This window comes from Janthinobacterium sp. PLB04, from assembly GCF_021165895.1.
GTDB lineage: Bacteria > Pseudomonadota > Gammaproteobacteria > Burkholderiales > Burkholderiaceae_D > Janthinobacterium > Janthinobacterium lividum.
This window is the reverse complement of sequence record NZ_CP088968.1, coordinates 3,469,896-3,495,475: the sequence shown is the minus strand read 5'-3', so window position 1 is coordinate 3,495,475 and position 25,580 is coordinate 3,469,896. Positions and strand designations below refer to the sequence as shown.

General features: G+C 64.3%; 25 protein-coding genes. 14 read left to right on the top strand and 11 right to left on the bottom strand.

All coding sequences use genetic code 11. The features are described 5' to 3' along the window. The first annotated feature begins 50 nt into the window (after nt 1-50). Nucleotides 51-1,061, top strand: a complete 1,011-nt coding sequence (locus LSO07_RS15435; protein WP_191909687.1) for a DNA-binding protein — start codon at nt 51-53, stop codon at nt 1,059-1,061. A 136-nt stretch (nt 1,062-1,197) separates the two neighbouring features. Here the strand turns inward: LSO07_RS15435 and LSO07_RS15430 are convergent, their stop codons facing one another. Genes LSO07_RS15430 through LSO07_RS15415 form a run of 4 tightly spaced genes read right to left on the bottom strand, consistent with a single transcriptional unit; the run spans nt 1,198 to nt 3,269 of the window. Continuing rightward, entirely contained in the window at nt 1,198-1,644 is a 447-nt protein-coding gene (locus LSO07_RS15430) for a GNAT family N-acetyltransferase (protein ID WP_151095194.1), read from the bottom strand. A gap of 3 nt (nt 1,645-1,647) precedes the next feature. Continuing rightward, nucleotides 1,648-2,199 (bottom strand): hypothetical protein, encoded by a 552-nt coding sequence (locus tag LSO07_RS15425; RefSeq protein WP_151095191.1) that lies wholly within the window; start codon nt 2,197-2,199, stop codon nt 1,648-1,650. Next, the gene (locus LSO07_RS15420) at nt 2,196-2,630 is read right to left on the bottom strand and encodes a DUF1801 domain-containing protein (RefSeq protein WP_151095189.1); all 435 of its coding nucleotides are present in this window, start codon (nt 2,628-2,630) and stop codon (nt 2,196-2,198) included. Before LSO07_RS15420 ends, LSO07_RS15425 begins: the two co-directional genes overlap by 4 nt. Nucleotides 2,631-2,660: 30 nt before the next feature. After that, nucleotides 2,661-3,269: a hypothetical protein gene (locus tag LSO07_RS15415; protein ID WP_151095187.1), complete on the bottom strand. Its 609-nt coding sequence runs from the start codon at nt 3,267-3,269 to the stop codon at nt 2,661-2,663. Between the two features lie 196 nt (nt 3,270-3,465). Between LSO07_RS15415 and LSO07_RS15410 the strand changes: the two genes are divergently transcribed. Both LSO07_RS15410 and LSO07_RS15405 read left to right on the top strand, forming a co-directional pair. Further along, nucleotides 3,466-4,374 (top strand): VirK/YbjX family protein, encoded by a 909-nt coding sequence (locus tag LSO07_RS15410; RefSeq protein WP_151095185.1) that lies wholly within the window; start codon nt 3,466-3,468, stop codon nt 4,372-4,374. A 137-nt stretch (nt 4,375-4,511) separates the two neighbouring features. After that, nucleotides 4,512-5,864, top strand: a complete 1,353-nt coding sequence (locus LSO07_RS15405) for a serine hydrolase (protein ID WP_191909686.1) — start codon at nt 4,512-4,514, stop codon at nt 5,862-5,864. Nucleotides 5,865-5,867: 3 nt separating this feature from the next. Here LSO07_RS15405 and LSO07_RS15400 read toward each other — a convergent pair whose 3' ends face one another. From LSO07_RS15400 to LSO07_RS15390, 3 genes are all read right to left on the bottom strand, one after another. Next, nucleotides 5,868-6,221 carry a hypothetical protein gene (locus LSO07_RS15400; RefSeq protein ID WP_151095181.1) on the bottom strand — a complete coding sequence of 118 codons (354 nt, stop codon included), beginning with the start codon at nt 6,219-6,221 and terminating at the stop codon, nt 5,868-5,870. After that, complete coding sequence (locus LSO07_RS15395) at nt 6,218-7,786, bottom strand: EAL domain-containing protein (protein WP_151095179.1); 1,569 nt, start codon at nt 7,784-7,786, stop codon at nt 6,218-6,220. The genes LSO07_RS15400 and LSO07_RS15395 overlap by 4 nt, the downstream gene beginning before the upstream one ends. Before the next feature lie 218 nt (nt 7,787-8,004). Continuing rightward, nucleotides 8,005-9,501, bottom strand: a complete 1,497-nt coding sequence (locus LSO07_RS15390; protein WP_151095177.1) for an MFS transporter — start codon at nt 9,499-9,501, stop codon at nt 8,005-8,007. Between the two features lie 84 nt (nt 9,502-9,585). Here LSO07_RS15390 and LSO07_RS15385 point away from each other — a divergent pair, with 84 nt between their 5' ends. After that, nucleotides 9,586-10,461, top strand: a complete 876-nt coding sequence (locus LSO07_RS15385; protein WP_151095175.1) for a LysR family transcriptional regulator — start codon at nt 9,586-9,588, stop codon at nt 10,459-10,461. A 2-nt stretch (nt 10,462-10,463) separates the two neighbouring features. Here the strand turns inward: LSO07_RS15385 and LSO07_RS15380 are convergent, their stop codons facing one another. Next, nucleotides 10,464-11,033: an XRE family transcriptional regulator gene (locus tag LSO07_RS15380; protein ID WP_092604883.1), complete on the bottom strand. Its 570-nt coding sequence runs from the start codon at nt 11,031-11,033 to the stop codon at nt 10,464-10,466. A 103-nt stretch (nt 11,034-11,136) separates the two neighbouring features. On the opposite strand from LSO07_RS15380, the gene LSO07_RS15375 reads away from it, so the two are divergent. Then, nucleotides 11,137-11,667: a GNAT family N-acetyltransferase gene (locus LSO07_RS15375; RefSeq protein ID WP_151095173.1), complete on the top strand. Its 531-nt coding sequence runs from the start codon at nt 11,137-11,139 to the stop codon at nt 11,665-11,667. 13 nt (nt 11,668-11,680) lie between these two features. Here the strand turns inward: LSO07_RS15375 and LSO07_RS15370 are convergent, their stop codons facing one another. From LSO07_RS15370 to LSO07_RS15360, 3 genes are all read right to left on the bottom strand, one after another. Continuing rightward, nucleotides 11,681-12,865, bottom strand: a complete 1,185-nt coding sequence (locus tag LSO07_RS15370; protein ID WP_404811519.1) for a low temperature requirement protein A — start codon at nt 12,863-12,865, stop codon at nt 11,681-11,683. A gap of 55 nt (nt 12,866-12,920) precedes the next feature. Further along, complete coding sequence (locus LSO07_RS15365) at nt 12,921-13,871, bottom strand: 2-hydroxyacid dehydrogenase (protein ID WP_099387747.1); 951 nt, start codon at nt 13,869-13,871, stop codon at nt 12,921-12,923. A 112-nt stretch (nt 13,872-13,983) separates the two neighbouring features. After that, nucleotides 13,984-14,661 carry a hypothetical protein gene (locus LSO07_RS15360; RefSeq protein ID WP_151095169.1) on the bottom strand — a complete coding sequence of 226 codons (678 nt, stop codon included), beginning with the start codon at nt 14,659-14,661 and terminating at the stop codon, nt 13,984-13,986. A gap of 233 nt (nt 14,662-14,894) precedes the next feature. Between LSO07_RS15360 and LSO07_RS15355 the strand changes: the two genes are divergently transcribed. The 9 genes from LSO07_RS15355 (at nt 14,895) to LSO07_RS15315 (ending at nt 25,577) form a co-directional block, all read left to right on the top strand. Continuing rightward, nucleotides 14,895-17,102 carry a TonB-dependent receptor gene (locus LSO07_RS15355; protein WP_151095167.1) on the top strand — a complete coding sequence of 736 codons (2,208 nt, stop codon included), beginning with the start codon at nt 14,895-14,897 and terminating at the stop codon, nt 17,100-17,102. A 98-nt stretch (nt 17,103-17,200) separates the two neighbouring features. Further along, nucleotides 17,201-18,076, top strand: a complete 876-nt coding sequence (locus tag LSO07_RS15350) for a hypothetical protein (protein WP_151095165.1) — start codon at nt 17,201-17,203, stop codon at nt 18,074-18,076. Nucleotides 18,077-18,143: 67 nt separating this feature from the next. Further along, nucleotides 18,144-19,301, top strand: a complete 1,158-nt coding sequence (locus LSO07_RS15345; protein WP_151095163.1) for a sensor histidine kinase — start codon at nt 18,144-18,146, stop codon at nt 19,299-19,301. A gap of 128 nt (nt 19,302-19,429) precedes the next feature. Then, a complete protein-coding gene (locus tag LSO07_RS15340; RefSeq protein WP_052140579.1) occupies nt 19,430-20,884 on the top strand; it encodes a circularly permuted type 2 ATP-grasp protein in 1,455 nt (484 codons plus the stop codon). After that, nucleotides 20,878-21,822, top strand: a complete 945-nt coding sequence (locus LSO07_RS15335) for an alpha-E domain-containing protein (RefSeq protein ID WP_034787425.1) — start codon at nt 20,878-20,880, stop codon at nt 21,820-21,822. Before LSO07_RS15340 ends, LSO07_RS15335 begins: the two co-directional genes overlap by 7 nt. Beyond that, nucleotides 21,822-22,631 (top strand): transglutaminase family protein, encoded by an 810-nt coding sequence (locus tag LSO07_RS15330; RefSeq protein WP_070279556.1) that lies wholly within the window; start codon nt 21,822-21,824, stop codon nt 22,629-22,631. Before LSO07_RS15335 ends, LSO07_RS15330 begins: the two co-directional genes overlap by 1 nt. A gap of 90 nt (nt 22,632-22,721) precedes the next feature. Then, entirely contained in the window at nt 22,722-23,600 is an 879-nt protein-coding gene (locus LSO07_RS15325) for a peptidase (protein WP_034787421.1), read from the top strand. A gap of 108 nt (nt 23,601-23,708) precedes the next feature. Beyond that, nucleotides 23,709-25,049, top strand: coding sequence for an alpha/beta hydrolase (locus LSO07_RS15320; protein WP_151095161.1), 1,341 nt, complete (start codon nt 23,709-23,711; stop codon nt 25,047-25,049). Nucleotides 25,050-25,151: 102 nt separating this feature from the next. Continuing rightward, nucleotides 25,152-25,577 (top strand): Fur family transcriptional regulator, encoded by a 426-nt coding sequence (locus LSO07_RS15315; RefSeq protein ID WP_034787417.1) that lies wholly within the window; start codon nt 25,152-25,154, stop codon nt 25,575-25,577. The last annotated feature ends 3 nt before the right edge of the window (nt 25,578-25,580 follow it).

Here is a 25,580-nt window from a genome sequence, read left to right as displayed (position 1 = left end):
CGCTCATAGGTGGTTTTATGGCCCGTACCGGCATTCTGTACTCTGATGTTATGAAAGCAGCCCAAATCGTCGCGGCCGATGGGCGCAATCCCACGGTCGACAGCGTGCGCGAAGCGCTGGGCAGCACGGGCAGCAAGAGCACCATCGCTCCCCTGTTGAAGCGCTGGAAGGAAGAGTTCCAGGGCACGGGCGCCGTGAAAACGGAATCAGGCTTGCCGGCCGAGTTGATGGAGGCGATGCGCGGCGTCTATGAGAAGCAGCAGCGCGACGTGGCGCAGCAGCTGGAAACGGGCATGCAGCAGAACCGCGCGGAACTCGACGCGGCTTTGGCGCAACTGAAGAAGACGGAAAACGAACGCTTGAAACTGACGGAGGCGCGCGCCGCCCTCACCCAGGAATTGCGCGCCACCCAGCATGCGCTGGCGCAGCTAAAGGAAGAGCACCATTTCCGCGCCGTCACCCTGGCCACCTTGCACAGCGATAACGCAGGTTTGACGCAGCGTCTGGCCGACCGTAGCGAGGAAATCGCGGCGCTCAATCGTCAACTGGCGCAGGTGCGCTCGCAGTTCGATCATTACCAGGAAGCGGCCGCCGCGCAACGCAGCGAGGAACGGGCGCAGGCGCAGCAACAAATCAGCCGGCTGGAACAGGATAACGCGCAGCTGCAGCAGCGTTTGCAGGGGCAGCAAGCGACCCTGGTGCAGCAGGACATGCGCCTGGCGCAGTTGCAGGCGGAACACGCGCGCCTTGCTGACGACGCGGCGGCAGACCGCGAAGCGCTGGCCACCGTGCGCCCCGAGCGCGACCAGTTCGAATTTCAGTATCTGCAGGCGGCCGCGTCGGCCGACGCCCTGCTGGCCAAGCTCGATACGGCCCTGCTGGCGCTGAACGACGCCAGGGTGGCGCTGGCCGCGCAAGACCGGCAGCTCGACATGCTGGCGGAAAATGGGCAAGTATCGCAGCAGAAAATGGAAGTATTGGCGCAGGAGAGAGATGGTTTGCTGCGCGACAATGCCGGCATGGCGGCCAGGCTGGCCCTGCTTATGGATAGCAAAGCGTGATGTTTGAGCCCGTCCAATAGCCTGGGATCTATGTGATGGCCCCAGGACGGGCATCGCCAGCTTTCAAGGTCTGCCGCATTATTTCGCCTGTTCCATGACCATGACGGCGGACGGGGACGAATATGCGCAGCATATCTTACCGCCGGTAGCGCACCCGTATCCACGCACCGATGGCGTCCACGCCACTGTCTTGCGCATCTTCGACCCATCCCGCGCGCGCATAAAAGCGCCGCGCGCCCGTATTGGCCAGCTGCGTCTTCAGGCTCAGACGGGGACCGAAGCGCGCCACGACGGCCGCCAGCAGTTGCGCGCCGATGCCCATGCCGCTGTGCGCCGGGTGCACGTACAGGTGATGCAGGAAGTAATCGGGGGCGTCGCCCGTGTACACGGCCGCAAAACCGGTGACGATGCCGCCGCATTCAGCAACGAGGAGCTCTTCGCCCTGCGTTGCCGTCGTGAAAGTGGCGCTGCCTGCGACAGGACCGAAGGCGTCGCGCCCGGCCAGGGCCAGGATGGCGGTGCAGGGCTGCATGTCCGTGCTGGCGTAGGGACGAATCAGGCACATGGCTGGCGTACTATCCATTCCTTACAGGCGGCGGTTCAGCACGCTGTCGATATCGTGGGTTTTCAGCTCGACCTGGACCACGCCGTCTTGCAGCCAATAAGCGTCGCCTCCCCGTTGCAGCGCATCCATATCGAGCGTGCCCAAGGCCGGCGGGATGGCGCCGGCGAGCAAATCCGCCACCTCGTCCCATGCCGCATACGACAGCTTCAGATACCAGCCGTCGTCGTGGGCAAAGGCAAGAAAGCGGCTGCGCAAGGCTGGCAGCGGCGCGAGCGCGCCATGGTGGTCCAGCATCGCGGCCACGCCTGCATCCTGGGAAGCGGGCGGCATGCCCTGCCAATCGGTCCAGGCATGGCTGCCGCAGGCAGCGATATCTTCCTGCACCAGGGCTGGCAGTTGCTGCCGCGCCAAGGTCTGGTAGCTGGCAGGTTTCCTGGCCGTCCCGGCGCTGCCCTTGCGCAGCACGATGCCGCCAGCCTTGCCGAGGGCAGAAATAAAATCCTTGAATTCGATGCCGGAAGCGACCAGCATGCGCTCGGCCGGATCGTGCCAGATATACAGATAATGTCTCAAGTAGAATTCCGTTTTGGTTTCGGCGCCGTATTCAGCGCCACGGCGGCGCGTATCAGCGCCTTGAATGCCGCGGTGTCAAGGTGCGCGCCTTCGTGCAGGTCGATGGCCCGGCGCGTGCTGCCGTCCAGGCTGGCATTGAACAGGCCGGCCGGATCGGGCAAGGCGGCGCCCTTGGCGAACGTGAGTTTCACGGCCAATTTATAGGTTTCGCCCGTGCAAATCATGCCCGCATGCGACCAGACGGGCACGCCGCGCCATTTGACTTCTTCGACCACGTCCGGATCCGCCTGGCGTATCAGCGCGCGCACGCTGGCGAGGGTTTTGCCGCGCCAGTCCGCCAGCGAGGCGATTTTCGCATCGATCTGGCTGGCAGCCGATGCGGTGTTGGGCGCCTCTTCATGGGGCGGCGTGCCCGGTTCTGCTTTTTTCATGGCTGGCATCTCCTTCAATGCGCACACGCCTTACTGCGCAGGGCTGGCCATGCAGGCGACCAGCGTAGCGATGAACTGGTCGCGCAAGGCCTGGTACTGCGCATCCGTCGCGAATGCCCGCTTGTCTGCCGGCTGATTGAGCAGATAGGCGGTGGCGACCGTCCCGCTGGCGTCATGCAGCAGCGTGTACAGACTGATCACGCCGGACGATTGCGTGATATTCGGGTTATTCAATCCTAGCACTTCCACGCCCTGGCGCGTGTCCGTTTCCAGCGGCACCAGCTGTGGCGGCTTGCTGGTGGCCGACATATGCTGCATTTGCGCCACGATGGTGTCGCGGTCGGCGGCAAACCTGCCTTCCGCGCTGCGTTCGATCTTCAGATTCACGAACGGCAAGCTGCTCTTGTGGAACAACATCAGCCGATAGCCATCGGCCACCGAGACCTGGCCCTCTCCCGTTGCCAGCTTGACGCTGCGCGTCGTCACGTGCGCGGGCAAGCGGTCCTGCTGCCTGAACTGGAATTGGCTGCGGTTGATGCATTGCGCCAGGGGCCCCAGGGGATCGGCCGTGCGGTCTTGCGCCTGGACGCCCAGTGCGGCGAGCAGCATGGGAATGGCAAGCAATTGGTGGTGATTCATGGGCGCCTTAGTCATTAATCAGGCAAGCAGAATAAAGCCCGTGTCGCCAGCGGGCAATGATTTAGTTGTCATCCTCTAAATGTTGGCCCCGGGTGGGCCGGCATCAGGTTTCTTAATATGAAATTCACCTGGCCCACGTAGCATTCAGATTGGCAAGGCTCTCATTGTGCAGCGCCTGCCATTTTCCGGCTGAACCATGAATGACATCGCTTTACCCCTGCGCCACGGCGCCGCCCTGCCACACCCTGCCAGCGGACACCGCCTGAAAGCGGCGCTGGGCGCCCTCTTCTTTCCCCGCCAGCGCACGCGCTGGCAAGCCTTCCTGGGCAGCATGCCCGGCTTGAGTTCCCTGGCGCAATTGCATCCTTGTTTGCGCTTCAAGATTTACCGCCCGTACGCATCGCGCCAGCTCGGTTGCACGGATCGCCTGGCCTTGCTGGAAGGGCATTACCGCTTCCTGTGGCAAGCGGGCGCCCGCGCGCTGGTCGAGCGGGCCGCGCGCCAGCCCGTCGTGCTGGCCGCGTTCGAAGGCAAGGATGCGGCGCTGTACCGCCTGCAGCTGACGGCCATCCACGACAGCTACCGCGAAGGCGAACTGTGCCTTCGCCTGACGCGCGATGGCCACCCCTTCTACCTGGCCAGCTTTTTGTTCGTGCCGCGCGCCGATGGCGTGTCCTTGCAGCTGGGCGCGCTGCAAGGCTTGCGCTCGGAAGCGGGCAAGCTGGCCGTCAAGGAAGCCACGCGGGCGCTGCACGGTTGCCGCCCGAAAAACCTGATGGTGACGGCCCTACGCGATTTCGGCGATTTTTTTGCCTGTAATAATGTGTTTTTGATCAGCAATGACAACCGCATCGCCCTGAATGCCCGGCGCCGGCGCCATATCGCCGCCGACTACGACCTGGCATGGCAGGAATTGCACGCCTTGCGCATGCGCGACGGTAATTATCACCTGCCCTGCGCCCCCTACCGGGCGCCGGACCTGGCCGACGTGCCGTCGAAGAAACGCGCCGACGCGCGCCGGCGCGGTGAATTACTGCAAAGCATGGCCAGCGGCATGCGCGCGCAGCTGGCCTGCCTGCTGGAAGCGCCGCTGGCTGAACATTGAGCAAGCGCAAGCCTTGCCATACCGGCAGCCATAAAACTCAGGCAGCCTTCATGTTGGGGCCGTATCCTTCAGCAGGCATGCCAGAGACCTTATCCAGGCGCCGGCGTGCATCTGGCCCACCCTGGAAAAGGCTTCCCATGACACCCACTTTCGCCCTCCTCCCCCTTTGCCTGCTCGGTACCGCCGCGCTGGCCGCCCCCGTGCTGGACGATGCCGTGCGCCAGCGCGCGGAAGAACTGACGCGCACGGGCTTGCATTCGAGCATCGTCATCGCCGTGATCGACGGCAAGGACAGCGCCGTCTACGGCTTTGGCAGCATTCATGCCGGCAAGAGCGCCAAGCCGGGCGCCGACACCGTCTACCAGATCGGCTCCATTACCAAGACCATGACGAGCTTGCTGCTGGCCGATGCCGTCGTCGAAGGCAAGGTCAAGCTCGACGAGCCGGTGGCGGCATTATTGCCGGGCTATACCGTGCCTGCCTTCGACGGCAAGACGATCAGCCTGCTCGACCTGGCCACGCACTATTCCTCGCTGCCGCGCCTGCCCGACAACTTCGTGCCGAAGGACCCGGCCAATCCGTATGCCGATTACACGGCAGAAAAACAGCGGCAGTTTCTTGCCGCCTATCACCTGCCCCATGCGCCGGGCACGGCATTTGACTATTCGAACATCGGCTATGCCGTGCTGGGCACGGCCCTGGCCGCACAGGCCGGCACCAGCTATGAAGCCCTGCTGCACTCGCGCATCGCCGTGCCGCTGGGCATGCGTTCCACCACGAACACGCCTTCGGCCGGCATGCTGGCGCGCCTGGCGCCCGGCCACCTGCTGTCGGGCGAGCTTACGCCCGCCTGGGATTTGAATGTGGTGGCGCCGGCCGGCGGCGTGTATTCGAGCGCGCGCGACATGATCGCCTACCTGCAAGCGTACATGCACAGGCCGCTGCGCCCGTATGTGCTGGCGATCAAGCCGCAGCTGCCGCTGGCGCCCGATAGCGATACGAAAATCGGCCTGGCCTGGCTGCTGGAGCAGCAACAGGACCATGCCTACGCCTGGCACAGCGGCCAGACGGGCGGCTACGCCAGCTACGCGGCGTTTACGACGGACGGCAAGCGGGGCGTGGTGGTGCTGACGAACACGGCGCGCGACGTCGATGCGCTGGGCTTGTCCGCCCTGCTGCCCGGCACGCCCCTGCCGCCGCTGAAAAAACCGCAAGCCGCCATCGAAGTGCCGCGCGCCGCGCTGGCCGAATATGTGGGCGAGTATCCGCTGGACAAGAAATTCACGTTGACGGTGACCTTGGGCAAGCATGGCCTGGAAGCGGCCGGCACGGGCGTCGGTTCCGCTCCCTTGTTTGCCAGCGCAAAAGACCAATTTTTCTTCCGCGCCATCGACGCGGACCTGGCGTTTACACGCGATGCCGCAGGCAAGATCGCCAGCGCCGTGCTCAAGCAAGGCGGACAGGACGTCGTCTTGCCGCGCAAGCCGTAAAACTCAGGCTGCCGGGTCTTGCATGAATTGCTCGACCCGGGCGACAAACGCCGCCTTGCTGCGCGTGCGAAACTCGCCCAGGAAGGCGTCGCTGCCCTGGACGATCTTGCCGTGCCGGTCGTACTCCACCTTGCCCATCTCCAGCACGAATTCGCCTTGCGGATCGTCCTCAGATTCAAAATGCGAGTTGAAGCAGTAACCCGTGTCGCGGCAGCTGCCCCACAGCAGTAGCGCGCTGCTGAACCACTGCATGGTCTCCGCACCCGGTTCCACTTCGAACAGGGTGTTGACGGTGATGTGCCAGCCGCCCGGTACGCGCAGCGGCTGCAATGGGTAGGGAAAACGTGGCTGCTTCATGTGGAAGATGGCGCCCGGCGCGCCCGGTAGAAGGCGAGGAATTCGGCGGCCGGCAGCGCTTTCGCAAACAGCCAGCCCTGGCCGAATTCAACTTTGCGTGCCAGCAAATAATCGGCTTGCTGCTGCGTTTCGATGCCTTCGGCCACGATCAGCATGTTCAAGGTGCGGGCCATATCGATGATGTGCGGAGTGACGCTGCTGGTGGCGGCGTCCGTGCCGATGGTGTCGACAAACGATTTGTCGATTTTCAAGGCATCGAGCGGCAGGTTTTGCAGGCTCGACAGGCTGGAATAGCCGGTGCCGAAGTCGTCGATGGCCACGGCATGGCCGCGGGCTCTGGCCTTTTCGATGGTGGCGCGGGCCGCTTCCACGTTGATGAAACCCCGCTCCGTCGCTTCCAGCCAGATCTGCTGCGCCTCGATGCCGCTACCGTCCAGCGCGCGTTCCAGCACGTCGAGCACCCGGCCCGTTTCGATATCGCTGGCACACAGGTTGATGGCGATGTGCAGTTCGCGGTCGGCCAGCAGCGCGGCGCGCATGTCGGCGATGACGCAATCGATGACCTGGTCCGTGATGGGCAAGATCAGTTCGCCTTCCTCGGCCACGGGAATGAACAGGTCGGGCCGTATCATGCTGCCGTCGGGACGGCGCCAGCGTATCAGCGCCTCGGCACCCACGCACACGCCCGTATCGAGCGCGATGATGGGTTGATAATGGACAAAGAATTCGCGCCGGTCGATGGCGATGCGCAATTCTCCCATCAGCGACAGGCGGCGGCGCGACAGCCACACGACGATGCCGACGATGAAGGCGGCCATCAGCAGGCCCAGCGGCAAGAGCAGCAGCTGTTCGCGCCGCAGCCTGTCGTTCAGCTTGCTGCGCGGCTCGATCATGACGGCCGTCAAGCCATCGCGGTACAGCATCGCATGGATGCTGCCATCCGGGGTGGCGCCGTCCGCCGCCGGCAGGCCGGCGAGCAAGGCTTGCACCTGCGCGGGATCCGGATGGTGCAAGGTGTCGAGCACGCCTTCCTTGCCGATGGCCACGGCCATCTGGATGTCGCTGTCGACAATGACGTCGGAAAAACGCACGGGATCGATCAGCACTTTATAGGCGCGGTAAGTCAGTCCCACCATGCGCTTGCCGCCGCTGACGACGGGGCGCAGGTTGAAATCGATGCCCATGCCATTGTCCAGCGTGAAGTCGGCGGGCGTGATGGCGATGCGCTCTTCCTCGAGTCCGGTCGAGGTGCACTTGAGCAAGCCGTTTTCCACATAGCCGATATCGTCGATGCTGCGCGTGGTGATGGTGATGCGGCGCAATTGCTGGATATGGGCTTCCGAGCACGGCGCCAGGTCCAGCGCATCGGCGCTGCGCAGGGCCATGCTGGCCGAGGCGATCGAACGGTGGGCGCGCTCGAGCGCGTAGCCGGCCAGCAGCCGCAGGCGCTCCTGCTCGCCCTGCTCGGCGCGCACGGACGACAGATAGAAGGCCAGGCTCAGGGGAGCGGCCACGCCGATGACTGCGACCAGCACGCTGGTGATGATGATGCGTTTTCTGCGCATGCGATTCTCCGCACCGAACATAAGCTACTGCGCGTCGCGATTTGCGGCTTCCGATGCTCACTGTGCATTCGCACAGCTCCGCTTCTCAGCCACAACTCACTGCCGCTCGCTACGCTTCTGTTCGGCGCTCTTGATTGGTCTTGTTATATGATTGCCATGTATTGCTCGATGGCATCATATTACAAGCAGAGGCCGTGTACCTGAATATTGCTGAACAGTTACAATTTTTCCAGCGGCCGCGCCAGCACGAACACCAGCGCCGCCACCGTGGCCGCCAGTCCGCCAGCCAGGTACAGCACGCTGGCAAAGCCATCGATGAAGGCGTGCCGCGCCGCTTCCTGCGCCACGGCCTGCATGGCGGGCGGCAGCTGGCCGAAGGCCTCGGCCGCATTGCCGGCGACGATGCGGCCGATCATCTCGGGCGACGCCTTCAGTCCGTGCAGCCACGCCAGCTTCTCGAACGAGGCGGCCGTGCGCATGGCCAGCACGGCGCCCAGCGCGCCCACGGCCAGCACGATGCCGACAAAGCGCGTGGTGGTGCTGATGCCGGAGCCCATGCCCGTGCGCTCGCGGGGGATGCAGGCGAGGATGGCCTTCTGGGTGGTGCCGTTCAGCAATCCGGCGCCCGCGCCCGTGACGACCATGCCGGCCGCCACCCAGCCGTACTGCAAACTGGCGGCGGCAAGCGCCGTGGCCACGTTGCCCACGGCGACGATCAACAGCCCCGTCACCAGGATGCCGCGGTCGTCCAGATGGCGCATGGCGCGTGGCGCCAGCCGCGACAGCACCACCATGGCGACGGCAAACGGCAGCATGGCGCAGCCGGCCAGCACGGCGGAAAAGCCGAAGGCGTTCTGCAGATACAGGGGTAAAAAGGTCATCATCACCTGCGCGGCGATGGCATAGCCGAACATGCCCAGCACGGCGCCGACGAACACGCGGCGGCCAAACAAGGATAAATCGACCATCGGGGCGCGCTGGTGCCGCTCCACCAGCACGAACACGGCCAGCAGCGCCGCACCCGCGACAAAGCGCAGCACGGTGGCGCGGCTGGACCAGCCCGCCACGCTGGCGTCGATCAAGCCCCAGATGATGCAGAACAGGCCGGCGGAGAATAAAGCCGCGCCGAGCGGGTCGAAGCTGGCGTTCGACGCGTCCTTCGACTCGTCCACATGGCGCTGCACCAGCCACATCAGGATGGCGACGACGGGCAGGTTCAGGTAGAAAATCCAGCGCCAGTTGATGGCGCTCGTGATCAGGCCGCCCAGCAGGGGCGCCACCGTCATGGCCACGCCCATGGCCGCCCCCCACACGGACCAGGCGCGCGCCCTCTCCTTTTCCGCATGAAAGGTGTGGCCGATGACGGCCAGCGCGGAGGTCAGCAGCAGCGCGGCACCGAGGCCCTTGACGGCGCGCGCCACGTTGAGCACGAACGGCGTCCACGCCAGGCCGCACAGCAGCGACGCCAGCGCGAACACGCCCAGGCCGAACAGCATCACCCTGCGCCGTCCCAGGCGGTCGGCAATGCTGCCGGCGGGCAACAGGAATGAGGCGAACGCCAGCATGTAGGCGCTGACCACCCATTCCACGTCGACGAAGCTGGCGTTCAGCGAGCGAGCGATCGACGGCAAGGAGACGGCCACGACGTTGGTGTCGAGCATGATCAGGGCGCACACGCCCGAGCACGTATATAAGGTCCAGTTGGTATTCTTCATGCCTCGATTGTAAGCAGGCTTGTATTATTTCCTGTTATAAGATAATCACCTTATAATTCACTCATGGTGAATACAGAAAAAGACATGGAACTGCGGCATTTCCGCTGCGTACTGGCCGTGGCGCACAGCCTGCACTTCGCGCGGGCGGCCGCGGAACTGGGCATTTCGCCGCCCGCGCTGACCAAGCAGGTGCAGGAAACGGAACAGCTGCTGGGTACGCGTTTATTCCAGCGCAGCAAGCGCGCCGTGGCCCTGACGGCCGCCGGAGAATTGTTCGTCATCGAGGCTGCGCGCGCGCTGGCACAGCTGGCGCAGGCGCAGGAAGTGGCGCGGCGCGCGGGACGGGGCGAACTGGGACGCCTGGAAATCGGCTATGTCGCATCAGCAGCTTACTCAGGCGTGCTGCAAGACCAGTTTGCCCGCTTTCGCGCCAGCCACCCGGGCATCCACATCGGTGCGCGCGAATACGCGATGGATACCCTACCCGGCTTGCTGGACCAGGGCCGCGTCGACCTGGCCTTCGTGCGCCCGCCCCTGCACTTGCCGGACGGACTGGACAGCGTGGTCTTGCTGCGCGACCGCTTCGTGCTGGCCGTGCAAGCCGACAGTCCGTTGGCCCTGTTGGATGTGGCGGTGCCGGCCGCGCTGGCGCAGCAGGCATTCATCGTGCCGGAACAGGAATTGGGAACCTTGGAAGCGAGCCGGCGCGGCGGTTTTGCGGCGCAGGTGGTGTCGCGCCCGGGCAGTCTGGTGGCCGTGCTGACGGAAGTGTCGCTGGGCGTCGGTTGCGCCATCGTGCCCCACTCGGTGATGGCCAGCGTGCAATTGCCCGGCGTGGTGTTCCGCGAACTGGCAGGGCCGCAGATCAGCTCGGAAATCGCCGTGGCCTTCCGCCGCCACGAACAGGCGCCCGCCGCGCGCGCCTTCATTGCCCAGCTGCGCGCCGCGGCGCTGGCTTGACGTCAGCCATTCTTCAATACGGCCACGGCATAGGTGCAGGCGGTGGCCGTTTCATTGCTGAACACGCAGTCGGCCGGCGGCCCCAGTTCCAGGCAGTCGCCCTCGTCCAGCACGTGGCGGGTCTCCCCTTCGAGGAAGACGAGGCTGCCGCTGAGCGACCAGATCAGCTGGCGCCGGGCCACATAGGCGGCGGCCGGCATGGCCACCACGGCGCCCGGCGGCAAGCTAATGTGCACGAGGTCGAGCGGCATGTCGGACGCGGGCGACACGTGCCGCCGCACATAGCCGCTCTGCGGGTCGATCCACACGGGTTGTTCAGCCTTGCGCAGCAAGCGCCCCGCGCGCATCTCGGCGCGGGCGATCAGTTCGGACATGCTCAGCTCGAAGGCGCCCGACAGCCGCGCCAGCAAGGTGGCCGTGGGGCTGCAGTCGCCCCGCTCCACCTTGTGCACCATCGCGCGCGACACGCCCGAGCGGGCCGCCAGTTCCGTCAGCGACCAGCCCAGGTTTTCCCGCTCGAGGCGTACCCTGGCGCCGATGCGCTGGTTCAATTCGTCTGGTTTAGTGGACATATATTGGATTTCATTCCGGCTTCCATTCGGATTTTATTGGACAAGGCGTGAGAGGCAATCTATGATTTGTCCATTATAGTGGACGACTAGCAAGGAGAGCAACATGCAGGTACGCGATGCCCATGCGGGCGACATCGAAGCCATCACGGCCATCTACAACGATGCCGTCAGCCATACCCTGGCCATCTGGAATGAACGGACGGTCGATGCGGCCAACCGCGCCGCCTGGCTGGCCGACCGCCAGCGGGCCGGCTATCCGGTGCTGGTCGCCATCGATGCGGAAGGAAATGTCGCTGGCTACGCCGCGTTTGGCGACTGGCGCCCGTTCGAGGGTTTTCGCCATACGGTCGAGCATTCCGTGTATGTACGCGCCGATCGCCGCGGCGCCGGTGTCGGCAAGGCCTTGATGGTGGAATTGATCGCGCGGGCGCGCAGCCTGGGCAAGCACGTGATGGTGGCGGGTATCGAAGCGGGCAATGCCGGTTCGATCGCCCTGCACAAGCAGCTGGGCTTCGAGGAAGTGGGCTTGATGCGCCAGGTGGGCACCAAGTTCGGCGCCTGGCTGGACCTGGCATTCTTACAGCTGCAGCTCGATGCGCGCAGCGATCCGGACGGCATCGCGCCGCCCGGCTGAGGGAAAACCGACGTCAGGGATCGATATCCGGTGGCGGACGGCGCAGCGCCATATGTTCCCACACTGCCACCAATACCAGCACGCAGCTGGTGATGCAGGCCAGGGTCAGGGGCGCATACAGCCGTCCATACGCCATCGGGATCAGCGCCAGGATGATCAAGATGCCCAGCAGATGCGACAGCGGCGGCGCGGCGCGCTCGCTGCTGACCCATTTGAACAGCGCATTGCCCAGCAAATACAGGATCGGGCCGCCCAGCAAGGCGCTGATGCCGGCGAAGCTCGCCTCGTCCGGATGCACGAGGGCCAGCTCATCGGCCACGGCGGAAACGATCACGCCGCCCACGATCAGCACGTGGATATATGTGTAAGCCTTGCGGGCGATGCGGCCCGGGTCTTTCGAGTGGGCGATGCGGTGGTGCCCCGCCTCGGCGCCCGTATCGAAGTAGATCCACCACATGGCGATGCTGCCGACCAGGGCCGACAGGAAGCCCAGCCAGTTGCTGGCCGTCCATTCCAGTCCGGCGAAGGTGGCGCCCGTCACCAGCAGCGATTCACCGAGGGCGATGATGACGAACAGGCCGCAGCGTTCGGCCATGTGGCCGCCATCGACATCCCAGTCGGCCGTCGTCGAGCGGCCCAGGCCCGGCAAGCCGAACTGCATCCAGGGACCGGCCAGGTCGATCGCCAGTGCCAGCACCCACCAGAAGATGCGCTGCTCGGGTGCGGCGATGCCGCCGGCGATCCAGAAGATACCGGACAACACTGCCCACAGGGCGATGCGCTGGAAATTGCGGCGGCGCGACAGCGCTTCATGGCGCACGGCCCACCAGGCGAACAGGGGACGCCCCACCTGCATGGCGACGTAGGCGCCCGCGAATGCCACACCCCGCGTGCCGAACGCCTCGGGGATCGAAGCGGACATGATCAGGCCGCCCAGCATCAGCGCAAACAGGCTGATGCGCACGGGAATGCGCTCGGGGTCGAGCCAGTTGGTGATCCACGACGTGAAAATCCACACCCACCAGACGGCCATCAGCAGCAGTCCCGTCTGCAGCCAGCCCATGGCGCTCAGGTGCGCCAGCAAGCCGTGCGACAGTTGCGTCACGGCAAACACGAACACGAGATCGAAGAACAGCTCGATCATGCCCACCTTGCCGCTGTCCTGCCCGCCGCGCGTGCGCAACAGCGATTTTGTCAATTCCATAGCTACTCTTTCATTCATGCTTGATTAAAACGGTTCATCCCGGGCGTTATCATTTTACTGGCGTCAATAGCGGCAAACCGGCAAAGTGCGCGGCCAGGTTATCGACCACCAGTTGCCCCATCGCATGGCGCGTTTCCACGGTCAGGCTGCCCACGTGCGGCGTCAGCACCACGTTCGGCAAGGCGCGCAAGGCGGCAGGCACCCTCGGCTCGTCGGCAAACACGTCGAGGCCGGCCGCGCCCAGGTGGCCATCCTGCAAGGCGGCGATCAGGGCTTCTTCATCGATGAGGGCGCCACGGGCGATATTGATCAGGGTGCCTTGCGGTCCCAGCGCGTCGAGCACGGTGCGGTCGATGATCTTGCGCGTGGCCGGGGTGCCCGGCGCGCAGACGATCAGGTAATCGCTTTCCTGCGCCAGGGCCAGCAGGGATTCGGCGCGCGGCACGCTGGTGCCGGCAATGGCGCGCGGCTGGAAGTAGCGCACGTGGATGCCGAAGGCGGCCAGGCGCAGCGCGATGGCTTGGCCGATCTGGCCGAAACCGAAGATGCCGGCCGTCTTGCCGCGCAGGCTGGATGCGGGGGCGATGGCTTCGCGGCGTTCCCAGCCGCCATCGCGCACGAATCGGTCGAGTGCCACGATATGCCGCGCGCTGGCCAGCAGCAAGGCCAGCGCCACGTCGGCCACGTCATCGGTCAGCACGTTCGGCGTGGTGGTGACGGCGATGCCGCGCTCGCGCGCCAGGTCCAGCGCCACGCCATCGAGTCCGACGCCATTGACGGCGACGATTTCCAGCGTTGGTAACAGGGCCATGTCGGTGGCGTTCAAGCCCAGCGCGCCCGTCGTGACAACGGCGCGGATGGACGGCGCCCGTTCGGCCAGCCAGGCGTGGCGTTCTTGCGCCGGCACTTGCCAGGCGTGATGGCAGGTATATTGCTGTTCCAGCTGCGCGTTGACGGCAGCCGAAGGGCTGGGAGCGAGGATGAGGAGTTCGGGGAGCATGGGCGTCCTGGGTCGTGTCACATGAATTGCAGACGCAACTTAGCATATTTGACGCCCTGCCGGGGATGACTGCCCCGCAATCGCCGTGATAACCCTGTGCCGAATGCGGTCTTTAGCCCGGGCAAGGCACGCGTTTCACCTTGCCGCCCGTCCTGGCCGGGTCGGCGCCAGAGCCGGGATTCTCGGCCATGCCAAAGCACGTGGCGCCGCCGGCACTGACGACGCGCGTGGCGGGCCGGCCATCGGCCGTGAGGAATTCCTCCACGCGGATGACGGGGCCGCCGCGCCAGGCGGAGGCAACGAGTTTCTGGAAAGTGCTTTCGCTCTTCAGGCCGGCAGAGGCCAGCCATGGCTGGTCTTGCTTGAGCTCGTTACGCAGGGCCTTGTCGGCGGCGCCCGCGGCCAGCCGCGCGCGCGTGCGCAAGTCTGCCGTCGAGGGGGCCGTGGCCGGCACGGCGGGAAGCTCTTCGGCCGGTACGGTGATGGCTTCCACTATTACGCGAGATGGTTCGAGGATGGCGGACGGCGCGGCGGGCGGCGCCGATGCCCGCGCGCGCGGCACAGGCATCGGCAAAGGCAAGGCCATCGGCGGCGCCTGCGGCGTGGGCCGGGGCGGCAGCAAGGTCATGAAAGCCACTTCCGTGTATTGCTTGAGCTGCCGCGGCGGCAGGAGCAGAAAATACAGGCCCAGCACATGCATGGCCAGGATCAGCGCGACGGCAGCGCCTTTCAGGCTCAAGCCCTCCCGCATGCGCATGGAAGCGGACTGTAGATGGCGTTGCAATGGCATGCGGTTTCCTGTGGGCGCCGGGCGCGATGCCCCATTCTAGCGAAACTTGGATTTGCGCATTAATAAATCCACAAGGTATCGCCTGGCGCGCCTTTTTCCGCCAGATTCCAGTGCCTTGGCATGCCGGCTGTTGTACAAATGGCGACTTTTTTATCACTTTCTCACACTTTTCCACGCAGCGCGCCACGCTGGAATATAATGATAATCATTCTCATTAATATCCAAACAACACCATGCGCACCTTCCACCTCGTCCCTACCCCGTTCGCCCTGGCCGCTTTCCTGCTGGCCAGCGCCGCCGCCCAAGCCCAAACCGCTCCCGCCATGACGGCCGGCGACGCGCAAAGCATGCCGACGGTGGTGGTCAATGCGTCCGCCGATGCGTCGGCGGAAGGCTTGTCGAAGGCGTATGCGGGCGGCCAGGTGGCGCGCGGCGGGCGCATGGGCATTCTTGGTGCCGTGGACATGATGGATTCGCCATTCGGCGGCACCAGTTACACGCAGCAATTCATTGCCGACCAACAAGCGCGCAGCGTGGGCGATCTGCTGCAGAGCGATCCGGCCGTGCGCATGTCGCGCGGCTATGGCAATTTCCAGGAAGTGTATGTGATCCGCGGCTTCGCCCTCGATTCGGACGATGTGGCGTATAACGGCCTGTACGGCGTGCTGCCCCGTCAATATGTGTCGCCGGAACTGCTCGAGCGCGTGGAAGTGTTCCGGGGCGCCAGCGCCTTCCTGAACGGCGCGGCGCCTGGCGGCAGCGGCATCGGCGGCGCCATCAACCTGATGCCCAAGCGCGCCGGCAACACGCCGCTGACGGAATTGACGGTGGGCGTGGAATCGGGCGGCCACGTCTATGCGGCCATCGACGTGGCGCGCCGCTTTGGCGCAAACCAGGAATTCGGCGTGCGCGTCAACGCCGCCAAGCGCCAGGGCGAGACCAGCATCAGGCGCGAAGACCACGACGTGGGCATGTTCTCGCTGGGCCTCGACTACCGCGGCCGCGGCTATCGCCTGTCGGCCGATGCCGGCTACCAGAATTTCAACCTGACATCGCCGCGCCCGTCCGTCGCCATTGGCAGCGTGGCCGTGCTGCCATCCGCGCCCGATGCCTCGAAGAACTTTGCCCAGCCATGGAGCTATTCGAAGGAACACGATGTGTTCGGCACGGCGCGCGCCGAAGTGGACCTGGCCAAGGATGTCGTGGCCTGGGCCGCATTTGGCTCCCGTTCGGCCAAGGAAGCCAACAGCCTGGCCGAGCCTTCGTTGACCTCGATCAATGGCGACGCCACGGTGTCGCGCTTCGACAATGCCCGCAAGCAGGAAATCCGCACGGGCGAACTGGGCATTCGCGGCAAGCTCGTTACGGGCGCCGTCAAGCACACCCTGGTGGCCAGCTGGTCCGGGCACTGGAATGAAGCGAAGAACGCCTATGCGATCGGCGACAAGTTTGCCACCAACATTTATGCGCCAATCAGCGTGACCCCGCCGCCAACGCCCTACACGGGCGGCATCATGAGCGACCCGCGCATCACCCAGAAAACCATCCTCAACAGCTATGCCCTGGCCGACACCATGGCCTTCCTGGACGACAAGCTGCTGCTGACCGTGGGCTTGCGCCGCCAGCAGATCAAGGATGCCGGCTACGACTACAACACCTCGGCGCTGCAAGGCAAGGCCTATGACGAGAGCGCCACGACGCCCGTGGCTGGCATCGTCTTCAAGGCGAACCAGAACGTGTCGCTGTACGCCAACTACATCGAAGCACTGGTCAAGGGCCCAGCGGCCACGGGAACGTACGTGGAAAACGGCCAGCAGCTCAACGTCGACAACATGGGCGACGTGTTTGCGCCGTACAAATCGAAGCAAAAGGAAATCGGCGTCAAGTATGACGGCGGCAAGCTGGGCATGAGCGCCGCCCTGTTCAGCACGGCCAAACCGTTGCTGGCCGTGGTCGGCAAGCGGGCCGAACTCGATGGCGAGCAGCGCAACCGTGGCCTGGAACTGTCGATTTTCGGCACGCCGATGCAAGGCGTGCGCCTGCTGGGCGGCTTGACCTGGCTCGATGCAAAGCTCAGCAATACCGACGTGGCCGCGAATAATGGCAAGAAACCCATCGGCGCACCGGAAACGCAGATGAGCGTGGGCGGCGAATGGGACGTGCCGGGCGCGCCAGGCCTGACCCTGAACGCCCGCACCATCTACACCTCGACGCAGTATGCGGACCAGGCCAACACCAAGCAACTGCCATCGTGGACCCGCCTCGACATCGGCGCGCGCTACCTGACGCAAGTGGCGGGCCGTGACGTGACCTTGCGCGCCCGCGTGGACAACGTGACGGACCGCAATTACTGGTCCTCGGCCGTGTCGTCCTTCAACATCGGCTCGCTGGTCCTGGCCGCGCCGCGCACCGTGGTCGTGTCGGCCAGCGTGGCATTTTAAAGACCGCGCCCCTGTCCTACTTTGAAAAGCTGCCCTCGGGCAGCTTTTTTTCCGCGTGCGCGCCTGTGCCGCAAGGCGCGCTTCGGCGACAATGCCGCATGAAACGATTCCCTGCCCTGCTGCTTTTGCTTTGCCTGTCCCTGCCTGCCGCGGCCCAAAAGCAAGCCGCCTGCCCGTATGCTGCCTGGAAAAGCGGCTTCAAGGGCGATGCATTGGCGCAAGCCACGTGTTTGCTGCGCCCCGTCAAACTGTATGCGCGGCTGGGCGAGAGTGCGCCGCTGCCGAACTTCCTTGCCGATCGCATCGGCCAGCGCACGGGCATCGCCCCGGCCCGCTTGCGCGCCTGGCTGGCGGAACAAGGCATCGCCGAGGCAGACGTGGGCGGCGCCGTCGACGCCCCCCTGTCGCGCGCCGTGGGCCGGCTGGCCGCGCCCATGGCCCGCTATTTCGTCATCCACGACACCAGCTACCCGAATTTCCTGCTTGACGCCATTCCCGGCCACATCAACGATGCGAGCTGGGACTTCAACGACTTCAGCTTGCGCAATCCGGCGCTGGGCGGCGGCCCGAAAGGCCATGTCTACGTGAATCGCGTGGGCGGCTCCTTGCAGGTGCGCGACTTTGCCACGGCCAGCTACGCCAGCAAGCTGGAAAAGGACAAGCCGTCGCTGACGGGCCTGTTCCTGCACGTGGAACTGGTGCAGCCGCGCAACTCCGTGCCCGGCGGCGGCAAGGGTAACGATGGCCTGGCGCCCGATCCCGGCTTTACGCCTCCGCAATACGAGCGGCTTGCCCTGCTGTATATCGCCGCCAGCGTGCGCAGGGGCACGTGGCTGATCCCCGCCTTCCATGCCGTCATCGATACAGGGTTTGCGAATGGTCATGATGATCCACAGAACTTTTCGCTGGCCGAATGGTCTGCCTCGCTTTCCCGCCTCGATGCGGCCCTGCGGCAGGCCGATACTGGACAATAAGGCGTTTCCCCGGCGGCTGAATTGGCGCATACTATCGCAAGCATAGTCATTGCAGTCAGGAGTCCAGGTGAGTATTGCCACGGATCATCACGCGGGTCGCCAGGCCAGCGCACGCCAGCCATTGCAGCGCGCGCAGCGCATCTTTGCCATGCGCGACGCCGTCCTCAGCGCCTGGGAACAGCGCGTGCGCGCCAAGGTGCGCGGCGCCGACCAGTTGCTCACGCCCATACTCATCAATACCTTGCCCGCCTTTTTCGACAACCTGGCCGAAGCCCTCACCCCGGGCCACCCGCGCGAAAACGCCGCCAGCAACAGCAACGTGCCCGCCGTGCATGGCAATGAACGGGCGCGCATGACCAATTACGGCCCGGAACAGGTGATCCAGGAATACCAGATCTTCCGCGACTGCTTCGCCGCCACCGCGCATGAGTCCGGCATCACCCTGCGCAGCAAGGATTGGCAGGTGATCAATGTGTCGATCGACTCGGGCATCCGCGAATCGATACGCGAATTTACCAGCATGCACGAAGGCTTCCGGCGCCGCATCGCGGCAGGCCTGTCGCACGACATGCGCAATCCCCTGGCCGTGATCAGCACCAGCGCCCAGCTGCTGCTCAGGCCAGTCGACCCGGAACGGGTGACATTGCTGGCGCACAAGATTGTCGAGCACAGCAAGCGGCTCGACAGCATGATCGAGGAATTGCTCGATGGCCTCAGCTACCACCAGGGCCAGCAGTTGCCACTGGTGCTGAGCCAATTCGATGTGCTGCCGCTGGTGCACGCCGTGGCCAGCCAGGTCAACTTGCAGCGGCCGGGAAAATGCCAGGTCAGCGGGCAATCCGTCATCGGCTGGTGGTGCGAGAACTCGCTGCGGCGCGCACTGGAAAACCTGCTCGGCAATGCGCTCAAGTATGGCGACGACGCGCCTATCAGCGTGCACGTGGAAGCGACCCACGAACGCCTGATCGTCACCGTCCACAATAGCGGGCGGCCCATCGCGCCGGAACAGGCCGAACGCATCTTTGACTACCTGCGCCGCGAGAACGACAGCCCCGCGCCAGGCTGGGGTATCGGCCTGCCCTTCGTGCAGAGCGTGGCCGAAAGCCACGGCGGCAGCATCGCCGTCGACAGCGCGGCCGAGACAGGCACCAGCTTCATCTTCGACGTTCCCGTCGATTGCCGCCCCTTCGTCCAGCCCGCCGACGTCCCCAAGAGTGACGCCTAGCGCACCGAATTGGTGCAAGCAATGGCGCGACGCCACAAAAGTGGTCATATTTACACCTGTTCACGCCCGCCTTGTTGGCACGCTTCCTGCTGAGCTATGCATAGACACGGCTCAAGGGAAATCACAACATGGCAAATTTTTTCAATGAAATGACTGCAAATGAAGTGGGGACGGACAGTAAGGTACGTGAACACTATCGTGAATTCAGCAACTGGCTGGAGCAGCAATCCCCCGAGACCATCGCCCGCAAGCGGGCCGAAGCCGACCTGACGTTCCGCCGGGTCGGCATCACGTTCGCCGTGTACGGCGACGATGCCGGCACGGAACGCCTGATTCCGTTCGACACCATCCCGCGCATCATCCCCGCCACGGAATGGGCGCAGATGCAGACGGGCCTGGTACAGCGCGTGCAAGCCTTGAACATGTTCATCCATGATATTTATCATGAGCAAAACATCATCAAGGCGGGCATCATCCCCGCCGAGCAAATCTACAAGAATGCCCAGTACCGCCCGGAAATGCAGGGTATTTCCGTCGCCTCCGACATTTACGCCCACATCGCCGGCGTCGACATCGTGCGCGCCGGCCAGGGCGAATTCTATGTGCTGGAAGACAATCTGCGGGTGCCGTCCGGCGTGTCCTACATGCTGGAAGACCGCAAGATGATGATGCGCTTGTTCCCGGAACTGTTCGCCCGCAACCGCATCGCCCCCGTCGACCATTACCCGGACATGCTGCTCGACAACCTGCGCTCCGTCGCGCCCATGGGCGTGGATGACCCGACGGTTGTCGTCATGACGCCCGGCATGTACAACTCCGCCTACTTCGAGCACGCGTTTTTGGCCCAGCAAATGGGCGTGGAACTGGTCGAAGGCAAGGATCTGTTTGTCAACGACAACTCGGTGTACATGCGCACCACGCGCGGGCCCAAGCGCGTCGACGTGATCTACCGCCGGGTGGACGACGATTTCCTCGATCCGCTGGCCTTCCGCTCGGACTCGTCGCTGGGCGTGCCGGGCCTGCTGTCCGTCTACCGCGCCGGGCGGGTAACGCTGGCGAACGCCATCGGCACGGGCGTGGCCGACGACAAGTCGATCTACCCGTTCGTACCCGACATGATCAAGTTTTATCTGTCGCAAGAGCCGATACTCAACAACGTGCCGACGTATCAGTGCCGCAAGAGCGCCGATTTGTCGTATGTGCTGGCGAACCTGGCGAAACTCGTCGTCAAGGAAGTGCATGGCGCGGGCGGCTACGGCATGCTGGTGGGGCCGGCGTCCAGCCTGGCGCAGATCGAGGATTTCCGCCAGCGCCTGCTGGCCAATCCGGGCGGCTACATCGCCCAGCCCACGCTCGCCCTGTCCGCCTGTCCCACGTATGTCGAGGCCGGCATTGCGCCGCGCCACATCGATTTGCGTCCATTCGTGCTGTCCGGCAAGACGATTTCCATGGTGCCCGGCGGCCTGACCCGCGTGGCGCTGGGCGAAGGCTCGCTGGTGGTCAACTCCTCGCAAGGGGGCGGCACCAAGGATACCTGGGTACTGGAACCAACATCCGTGTTTGCAGGAGAAAAAGCATGCTGAGCCGCACCGCCGATCATTTGTTCTGGATGGCCCGCTACACGGAGCGGGCGGAAAACACGGCGCGCATGCTCGACGTCAACATGCAAACCTCGATGCTGCCCCAGTCCGAGCAGGATGCGGAACAGGGCTGGCGCGCCACCTTGGGCATTTCCGAGCTGCAAAGCGCGTACGACCACAAATATGGCCGCTTCCATACGCGCGACGTGCTTGACTTCATGGTGCGCGATCCGAACAACCCGTCGTCCATCCTCGCCTGCCTGACGGGCGCGCGCGAAAACGCCCGCGCCGTGCGCGGCACCTTGACGACGGAAGTGTGGGAAATCCAGAACGCCACCTGGCTCGACATGCAGAAGCGTCTGAAAAGCAATCTGCTGGAAACGGACCCCAGCCAGTTCTTCGAATGGGTCAAATACCGCTCGCACCTGTCGCGCGGCGTGACCCTGGGCACCATGCTCAAGGACGAGGCCATCCATTTCATCCGCCTCGGCACCTTCCTCGAGCGGGCCGACAACACGGCGCGCATCCTCGACGTGAAGTTCCACGGCGCGCGCGACACGTCGAAAGACATCACGCAGCGCGACTTTTACTACTGGGCGGCGCTGCTGCGCTCCGTTTCCGGCTTCGAGATCTACCGCAAGGTGTACCGCGACGTCATCACCCCGGCGCGGGTGGCGGAATTGCTGATGCTGCGCGGCGACATGCCCAGGTCGCTTTTGGCCTGCATGGATGACGTGGTGGAAAACCTCAAGCATATTCGCAACGATGTGTCCGCTGATACGGAGCGTTTCGCTGGCAAACTGCATGCGGAGCTGAAATTCGGCCATATCGACGACATCATGAAGGCGGGCTTGCACCATACATTGACGGAATTTCTGGAAAACATCTATGACCTGGGCAACCGGGTCAGCCGCGATTTCCTCGTTCCCTTGGCGGCCTGATGCAGCTCACCATCCGCCACGAAACCCATTACGCCTACAGTGCGCCGCTGGCCTACACCATCCAGCAGCTGCACCTGACGCCGCGTATCGAGCCGCAGCAGCGGGCCCTGTCCTGGCAAATCACGACGCCGGGCCAGTGCCACGCCTACACGGATGCCTACGGCAATCTGTCGCACATGTTGACGATCAACGGCAGCCATCACTCCCTGAGCCTGGTAGCGCATGGCGTGGTGGAAACCATCTACCCGCACAAGGGACGGCTGAACCTGGTCGATACCTTGTCGCCGCTGCTGTTTACCATGCCGACACCCCTGACGCAGGCCAATCCCGCCATCCTCGAGCTGAGCGCCGCCAGCCTGCCGGACCGGCGCGTGACGGCGGGCACGGGCCACTTGCTGCGCCTGGCCGAGCACATCGTCGGCAAGGTGGCCTATGAAAGCGGCGCCACCATGGTCACCACCACGGCTGGTGACGCCCTGGCGCTGGGGCGCGGCGTGTGCCAGGACCACGCCCATCTGTTCCTCGCCTGCTGCCACGCCTGGGGCATCCCGGCCCGCTATGTCTCCGGCTATATCGATCCGGGCACGACGGGCCACGCGGCCAGCCATGCCTGGGTCGACGCCTGGACGGAAGACACGGATTTCGCGGGCTGGGTCAGCATCGATGTCACGCATGCGCGCCTGATGACGGATGCGTATTGCCGCCTGGCCATCGGACGCGACTACGATTCGGCGGCCCCCGTGCGCGGCGTGCGCCAGGGTGGCGGCACAGAAACATTACGGGTCGATGTGCAGATCGTGCCCGTGTAAACGGCAGGAATGAGGCTGGCCGGGCCTTGCAAGCTGGTTGCCAGGCCCGGCTGGTGTAGAATGCTACCCCTTTTGACTTGATTTACGACGATGACTTATTGCATAGGCATGCGCCTGAACGAAGGCCTGGTCTTCTTGTCCGACTCCCGCACGAATGCCGGCGTGGACCAGGTGGGCACCTTCCGCAAGATGAGCGTGTTCGAGAACCCGGGCGACCGCATGCTGGTCCTGATGACGGCCGGCAACCTGTCGATCTCGCAGGCGATCCGCCAGATCGTTTCCGAACACGTGGATGCGGACGGACGCAGCATCTGGAACGTGGCCAGCATGTACGATGCGGCGCGCATCGTGGGCGAAGCCGTGCGCACGGTGCACCTGCGCGAAGCGAAGGCCCTGGCCGACTGCGGCATCGATTTCAATGTCAGCATCATTTTAGGCGGCCAGATCGGCGCCGAGCGCTGCCGGCTGTTCCAGGTGTATTCGGCTGGCAATTTCATCGAATCGCACGATGAAAACACGTATTTCCAGATCGGCGAAGCGAAATACGGCAAGCCCATCATCGATCGGGTCATCAACCCGTTCACGCGCCTGGACGAGGCAGCCAAGTGCGCCCTCATTTCCATGGATTCGACCTTGCGCTCGAACATTTCCGTCGGCTTGCCGCTTGATCTGCTCGTCTACGAGACGGGCAGCCTGGCCGTCACGCGTTTTGTCACCATCGATGAAAAGAACCAGTATTTCCGCATGATCCGCGACACCTGGGGCGAGCAATTGAAACATGTGTTCGAAGGCATCGTCGACCCCGTGTGGAATGCGGCGCCGGAGACCACCACGAATGTGCTGTCGTCCACCAACATGCACAGCAAGCCAGTGCGCGTGGCCATCCCCGAGCACGTGAGCCGCGGCGGCCTGACGGTAGCGCCCCTGCAATCGCTGGCGCAGCAGTTCAGCGACGACAAGCAGCATTGACCGTAGCCGCGCCCGCTGCATGGGGCGCTGGACAAATCGCTTTTCGCGTGCTTTTATGGCAATATGGATTGACATTCGATCCATATTGACCTGAAAGGCAGGTGGCGCATGGACTTGATTACTTCCGCTGTCGTGGCAGCCATCGGGCATGGCGCGCCCGGCCGCGCTCCCGAAGCCGTCGCCAGCCACTATGCGCGGCTCAAGCGGGCCATCGCCAAGTTCGACAGCGCCGCCGCCATCCTCGCTGCCATCGCCGCGCTGGAAGCCGACCCTGCCGATACCCGACTGCAACTGGCCCTGTCGGCCGCCCTGTCCAGCGCAAAAGTGCCCGATGACATGGAAACCCTGTTTGCCGCGCAAGGCTTGCTCGACTCTCTGCAGCGGCCCATTCCCCAAGTCCCCGACGTGGAAGCCGTGCCCGACCCGGCCGATAAAAGCGCCGTCATCTCGAATTATGCGGTGCTAAAGGTGTATTTCGCCACGGACCGCCAGCGCGATGTGGGCAAGCCGCCGGCCCAGCGCTTCAGCGGCGAACGCAACATCATGGGCGGCAATGGCCCGCTCAGCTATGGCAGCTGCGACATCAGCATCCCCCGCGACCATCGCATGGGCCAGCTGGAATCGCCGTCGCTGTGGCGCCTGGAGTTTCGCGACGACCCGGCCAAGCACGTGGTGCTGCTGTCGGCCGAGGTGCAAGACCGCGACAACTTCTTTGCCGCCTTGAAGACCCAGATCCGCGCCTCGGCCGGCAAGAGCGCCTTTATCTTCGTGCATGGCTATAACGTGAGTTTCGAGGATGCGGCGCGGCGCACGGGACAGATGGCCTACGACCTGGGCTTTGACGGCGCGCCCGTGTTCTACAGCTGGCCGTCGCGCGGCGAGGTGGCCGGCTACACCATCGATGAAAACAATATCGAGTGGAGCACGCCTCACCTTACCAGCTTCCTGGCCGACTTTCTCGCCAGCACGGAGGCGGCGCAAGTGTATCTGGTCGGACACAGCATGGGCAGCCGCGGCCTGGCGCGCGCCGTGGCCGACTTGCTGGCCGCGCAGCCGCAGCTGGCACAAAAGATTACGGAAATCATCTTGTCCGCGCCCGATATCGACGCCGCCATCTTCAAGCACGATATCGCGCCGAAACTGGCCGCCGCGCGCAACCCCGTCACCTTGTATGCCTCGTCGCAAGACCTGGCCCTGGCCGCTTCGAAAGCCGTGCACGGCTACCGGCGGGCGGGCGACAGCGGCGCCGGCATGCTGATCGTGGCGGGCGTGGAAACCATCGATGCCAGCGGGGTCGACACGAGCTTCATGAAACATGCGTATTTCGCGGAAAAGCGCTCCGCCCTGTCCGACATGTTCTATCTGATACGCAACCATGCGCGCGCCGACCAGCGCTTTCTCGACCCCGTCGATACGGTGGCCGGCCGCTATTGGACGTTCAAACCATGACGCCGTTCCATCCGGTGCGGCACGCATGCTAAGATACGGCCCAGAGGGTGGCAAAGGCACGGCGATGACGCCGCCAGCCGATCCCCCGCAAGCAGGCCTATCATGTTGACATCATCTTCTACACCGCAAGCCGAATCGCTGATCCGCAACACCAACGCCCGCGTCACCAAGACGCGCGTGAAGGTGCTCGACTTTTTAATGGCGCAAAGCCGTTCGCTGACCCACCATGAAATCCAGCAGGCGCTGTCCCAGGACAGCGATATCGATTCCGTCACCCTGTACCGGGTATTGGAATGGCTGACGGAAAATGAACTGGTGCACCGTATCGCCGGTGCCGACCAGGTGTGGCGCTTCAGCGCGGGCGCAGGCCACCAGGCGCACGAGCACGCGCACTTCCAGTGCACCAAATGCGCGAACGTCACCTGCTTCAATGAAGTCAAGCTGCCCCCGCCCGTGCTGTTGCCGGAAGGTTTCAGCGGCGGCGAAGTCGATTACCTGATCAAGGGGCTGTGCCCGCGCTGCAAGTAAGCG